We start from the raw sequence: 5086 nt of genomic DNA on the forward strand, positions 1-5086 counted from the left end.
AGGTCCTCCTTGCCGACCAGTTGACCTGTTACCCATGTCGCCGGTCTATTCTGTTACCCATGTAGCCGGTCAGGACCTCGGCATGCGTCTCTCCCTCGGGGCGCAACACGCCGTCGCGCCCTTGTTTCAACGATTCGATTGATCGACCTGTAACGTCAGGTCAGGCTACGATCTCCACGATCTGGTTCTTACCGGAGCGGATCACTTGGTGAACGAACGATCGGTTGAGCTGATCGCCACGATCGTTGAAGTCCACGGTTGCGCCGGCGCCCACGAAATTGATCTTCTTGCCGGCGCGGACCATCTCGAGCGCGCGGACGATGTCGTCGACATTCTCCCCTGGCGGGTTGCAGACCTCGCGGATCGATTTAACCCACACCGCCGCTTCCGTAGATTTGGCGTGCTCCATCGCCAGCGCCGTTACGCATATCTGGTCGTGGGTATTTCCCGCGAACAGGAACGCGGTCCCATCCGGAGCCCCCATCTCCTTGACGAACTTCTTGTACGCGTCTTGTACGCGGCCGATTCCAACGGCGGCCCTGGTTGAAGGTGATGGATGCCCTCGGAGACCTCGTTCGGAACGCTCTTGATGAAGGCGCCGTCGGCGTCGGCGCCGGTTCCGAGCGCAACAATTTTGGAGCGGAAGCCGCCGCGGTAGGCTTCCTTGGCGATCGCCACGAAATCCGTGAGCAGCGACGCGCAGAACACGCCGTCCGGCTCCGAGCCGAACGCCTTCTCCACTTCGGCGCGGTAGGACGCCTGATTGGGATTGTACATGACCACCTCGACGACGGTGCCGCCGCGCTTGGTCATTTCCTGCTTGAACGGCTCGATCATCGCGACCACGAACGGGTTCTGCTGTGCGAGAATGGCGACTTTCTTCAAATTGAGGCTCGTCATCACCTTGGCGCCGGCCGGCCCCCATTGCGAACTTTTCGCCTGGAAGCGATAGACAAGACCCTTGTTGTCGCCATCGGTGATGCCGTCGGCGGAGGCGGACACCATCTGCACCTTGCTGGCCGCCAGAATCAGCGGCTTGGCGGCGAGCGCTTCCGGACTGCCCCAGAAGCCGCCGACGACCTCCACCTTGTTGACGTCAAGCAGCTTGCGTGTTGCCGTGACGCTGGTTGTCGCGCTCGTCTCGGAATCCTCGATGTAAAGCTGAAGCTTGCGGCCGCCGAGAACGCCGCTGGCATCGTTGATCGTCTTCACCACGAGGTCCGCCGCCTTCTTCATATCGGGTCCATAGGGACCCGTGGCCCCCGTGAAGGGCAGCACCATTCCGATCGGAATCTCACCGGCCCCCAGCGCGAAGCCGGGCCTTACAGCGAGTCCCGCCAACGACACGCCCATTATGCCAACGAGTTGGCGCCGATTAAGCATCCAATCCGACTTCGTCATCATTCAAGCTCCTGTGTCTGGGATTCCGATTCCTGTCGTTCGAAAACCGCAAGCGCACGGCCGTCGTCGATCTGCAATGCGTCGTTGAAGCGGTTGAAGAATCCGGCAAGCGCGACGCGCAGCGTGAGTTCCACGATCTGACTGTCGCTGAAGCAGGCGCGGAGACGTTCGAACACGCCGTCCCGGATCTGCCCCGCCTTTTGCGTGATCAACGTGGCGTATTCGATCACCAGCCGGTCGGTGTCATCAAAGTCAGGATGATCGCCGGCAGGCAGCGTGGCGATCGCCGCATCCGAGATGCCCTCGATCCGGAGGACGGGAGAATGGCTCGCGACACAGAAGGCGCAGGCGTTGAGCTTCGACGTTACGACGATGGCAAGCTCGACATAGCGCCAGGGCACGCCACCCCGTACCTTGAGCTCCATCAGCATTCGGTAGAGATGATCGAGAGCGGGAGGAACGTGAGCGAGAATCGCGGCCTGATCCTGAAACGGCCCAAATTTGACGAACCTCTCATAGACCTCGGCGACGGGCGCAGGCAACGCGTCGGATGATAATGGGTGAACGCGCGGCATCAATGCGTCTCCTCGCTATCCGGGAAAAAGTCACGAATGCGTTTGTGCGGCTCGGCCAGCAACCCCTGCGGACGCAGGAGCAGGAGAAGAATGATGCCGAGACCGACCAGGCCGAGGCGCAACGCGGCCAGTTGCACGCCATCGACGATGCTCAGCGTGTCCTTGAGGAAGCGCGTCGCCTCGATCAGGCTCATGATCGTGCAGGCGCCGATCAGCAGGCCGAGGTTCGATCCTCGCCCGCCGAGAATGACGGCCATGAAAGCATAGGCCGTGATGATGGAAGTGAACTGACCGGGATCGATATAGGTGAGATAGAAGGCGTGGAGCGAGCCCGCGATCCCCATCACGGCGCCGCCGACGGCAAACGCCTTGATGCGAAGCACCAGGACCGGCTTGCCTAGCGCGCTCACCACCGTGGGATCGTCGCGCACGGCCCGCAGCGCGCGGCCAAGCGGCGACTGCACCAGCGTTTCAAGCGCCGCGAACGTCAGGGCGACCAACAGCATCGCCAGCAACGGCAGGATCGTATCGTATTGCGCGGCTGGAATGATCGAGGACAGCGGACGCGGAATGTTTGCGATTCCCAATGCTCCTCCGGTCAGCCAATCCTCGTTGAGGAGCAGAATATTGATCACCTCGCCAAAGCCGATGGTGACGATGGCGAGGTAATCGTCGGCAAGACGTATCGAGAGGAACGCAAGGATCGTGCTCGCGGCGGCGCTTACAGCCGCCGCGAGCACCATGGCCGACAGCCATCCGACATGGGACACCGACAGAGCCGCAGTGTAGGCACCCAGCGCGACAAAGCCGACCACTCCGAAATTGACCAGGCCAGCCACGCCCCATTGGAAGTTGAGGCCCAGCCCAACGAGGGCAGCGACGGATACCAAGACGATGACGGTGGAGAGATAGATCATCATTTGCGCACCGCCTTTGCCCCGAACAACCCGCGCGTCCGCATGAGCAGCAACAGGAGAATGATCGCGAAGCTGACGATCTGTCGGTAATTGGTCGGCAAAACGAGTGTCGACAGTTCCTCGGCCAGACCGATCACGAGAGCGCCGAAGACCGCTCCAATCGGGCTACCAAGCCCGCCGAGAATCGCGGCGGCAAATACCGGAAGCTGGTAGCTCCATCCGAGCAGCGGATCGACGGCACGGTCCAGTCCCGCCAGAACCCCCGACAGCGCCAGAAGCACGCCCGACAGCGCCCACGTGATGCGCGCGACCGTGTTGCGTTCGATGCCTCGGACCGCGGCAAGCGCTGGGTTGTCCGCCGTTGCGCGCATGGCGCGGCCGAGCGGCGAGGCGGAAAGCAGAAGCTGAAGGATGATGACGCAGAGAATTACGGTCACCGCCGTGACGATCTGCTCATGATTGATCCGCAGGCCGTTCCAGCGGATCGGTCGTGCAATTTCGACGTCGAAGTTGCGGGTGGAATTACCGAACACGAACCGGCATATGTTCTCAAGGACGAGCGAGAGGCCGAGCGAGGCGACCAGCAACGAGATCGAACCGGCGTCACGCAACCTTTCAAAGATCAATCTGTCGCAGACAATGGCCAGTCCGGCCGCAATAGTGGCGGCGACCGCCGCTGCGACAAACAGAGGCGCGCCGACCTGATGATTCATGACCCAGGCGGCATAACCTCCAAACGTCAGCGTCGCACCGACGGCGAAGTTCGGGAATTTCAGGATGCCGAACACCAAGGTGAGCGCGAGCGCCGGAAGCGCGAGCAATAGCCCGGAAACGAGACCGTTGATGATCAATTGGCCGAACATGCGCTACTGCATCTTTGCAAAGAACAGATCGGCCAGATCGGCATTCGATATGTCGGACGCGCGGGCCTGCAGGCTCTTGCGGCCGGCCACTAGCACCATCACCTCGTCGGCGATGCGCAGCGCCGCGGCCACGTTCTGTTCGACCAAAAGCACGGCGACACCGGCTTCACGTACGCGGGCGACGGCTTCCATCGTCTCGCTTACGAATTTCGGCGACAGCCCGGCGGTTGGCTCGTCGAGCAGCAGAACCTCAGGGTTGGACAGCAAGGCACAGGCGAACGCCAGCATTTGCCGCTGTCCGCCGGACAGATCCCCCGCAAGCGTCTTGGGCCTCCGGCCGATTTCCGGAAACAACGACAGCACCTGGGCTTCCTGCGCCGGGCCAACGCCGCTGCGGCCGCGCAGGAATTCCGTTGCGAGCTTCAGATTTTCCCGGATCGTCAGATTGCGAAAGACATTCTCTTCCTGGGGAACGTAGGCAAGCCCTGCCATGACGCGCTTCGCTGGCGACAGCGAGGTGACGGCCTCTCCCGTCACCTCGATCGATCCTTCCCGTGAACGCAGCAGGCCTGCCAGCGTCTTTACGAACGAGGATTTCCCGGAGCCGTTCGGGCCGATGACCGCGAGAATCGTCTCGGGCGGCTGATCGAGCGTGACCCCGCGCACAATGTCTCCGCCGCCAGGATATCCGGCGCGAAGATCGCGAATCGAAAGGGCCGGGATGATATCGTCCGAATTCACAGCGCCATCCCCAGATAGGCATCGATCACGCGTTGATCTGCCGTGACGTCAGCAAACGAGCCGGAGACCAGCGCCGTACCTTCCGCCATGACATGGACGTCGTGGCAGACTTCGCTGATCAGATGCATGTCGTGTTCGACCAGGGCGAACGAGACGCCCTCCGCATTCAGTTCCTTGATCAGTTGGATGATGTCCTTGAGCAGAGGCGGCGCCACGCCGGCCGCTGGTTCATCGAGCAGAATGAACTTGGGGTCGAGCAAAAGGGCGCGCGCGATCTCAAGCAGCTTCTTTTGGCCACCCGAAAGCGCAGCCGCGGATTGATCGGCGACGTGCCAGAGCCCAAGACGCTGCAATATCTCGCGCGCTTTGAGCGCGTTCTTTTGATCCTGCCGCTTGACCAGGGGCCGCGCGAACAATGCGCCGCCAATCCGCTCGCCGACCTGACGAGGCGGCGAAAGCAGCAGGTTCTCAAGCACGGTGAGACCGCGAAGCTCCCTGACAATCTGAAACGTTCGGACTAGGCCGTGTGGACAGTTACCTTATCCAGAGCAGAGTGGCGGCAATGGCGACGACGGCGAAGTAGTTTCGC

At 61.8% G+C, this 5086-nt stretch carries 7 protein-coding genes; all 7 read right to left on the reverse strand.

Features of this window, described 5'->3' with window-relative positions; translation table 11 throughout:
* Positions 1–160: 160 nt before the first annotated feature.
* From AAFX91_RS38935 to AAFX91_RS38965, 7 genes are read right to left on the reverse strand one after another with little or no spacing between them, the layout of a single operon-like run.
* A complete protein-coding gene (locus AAFX91_RS38935) occupies positions 161–379 on the reverse strand; it encodes a hypothetical protein (protein WP_394570041.1) in 219 nt (72 codons plus the stop codon).
* A gap of 41 nt (positions 380–420) precedes the next feature.
* Positions 421–1401, reverse strand: coding sequence for an ABC transporter substrate-binding protein (locus tag AAFX91_RS38940; RefSeq protein WP_394570042.1), 981 nt, complete (start codon positions 1399–1401; stop codon positions 421–423).
* On the reverse strand, positions 1401–1976 hold the full coding sequence (locus tag AAFX91_RS38945; protein ID WP_130582696.1) for a carboxymuconolactone decarboxylase family protein: 576 nt from the start codon (positions 1974–1976) through the stop codon (positions 1401–1403). Before AAFX91_RS38945 ends, AAFX91_RS38940 begins: the two co-directional genes overlap by 1 nt.
* Entirely contained in the window at positions 1976–2896 is a 921-nt protein-coding gene (locus tag AAFX91_RS38950) for a branched-chain amino acid ABC transporter permease (protein ID WP_130582695.1), read from the reverse strand. Before AAFX91_RS38950 ends, AAFX91_RS38945 begins: the two co-directional genes overlap by 1 nt.
* A complete protein-coding gene (locus tag AAFX91_RS38955) occupies positions 2893–3756 on the reverse strand; it encodes a branched-chain amino acid ABC transporter permease (RefSeq protein ID WP_394570043.1) in 864 nt (287 codons plus the stop codon). Before AAFX91_RS38955 ends, AAFX91_RS38950 begins: the two co-directional genes overlap by 4 nt.
* A 3-nt stretch (positions 3757–3759) precedes the next feature.
* A complete protein-coding gene (locus tag AAFX91_RS38960; RefSeq protein WP_394570044.1) occupies positions 3760–4497 on the reverse strand; it encodes an ABC transporter ATP-binding protein in 738 nt (245 codons plus the stop codon).
* Complete coding sequence (locus tag AAFX91_RS38965) at positions 4494–5000, reverse strand: ATP-binding cassette domain-containing protein (protein WP_394570045.1); 507 nt, start codon at positions 4998–5000, stop codon at positions 4494–4496. The genes AAFX91_RS38960 and AAFX91_RS38965 overlap by 4 nt, the downstream gene beginning before the upstream one ends.
* Positions 5001–5086: the final 86 nt, after the last annotated feature.

The organism is Bradyrhizobium sp. 31Argb, from assembly GCF_043638955.1.
GTDB lineage: Bacteria > Pseudomonadota > Alphaproteobacteria > Rhizobiales > Xanthobacteraceae > Bradyrhizobium.

Bases quoted from the DNA above. Each gene is read 5' to 3' on its own strand.
- AAFX91_RS38940 (WP_394570042.1), bottom strand. From the start codon at position 1,401: ATGACGAAGTCGGATTGGATGCTTAATCGGCGCCAACTCGTTGGCATA.
- AAFX91_RS38945 (WP_130582696.1), bottom strand. From the start codon at position 1,976: ATGCCGCGCGTTCACCCATTATCATCCGACGCGTTGCCTGCGCCCGTC.
- AAFX91_RS38955 (WP_394570043.1), bottom strand. From the start codon at position 3,756: ATGTTCGGCCAATTGATCATCAACGGTCTCGTTTCCGGGCTATTGCTC.
- AAFX91_RS38950 (WP_130582695.1), bottom strand. From the start codon at position 2,896: ATGATGATCTATCTCTCCACCGTCATCGTCTTGGTATCCGTCGCTGCC.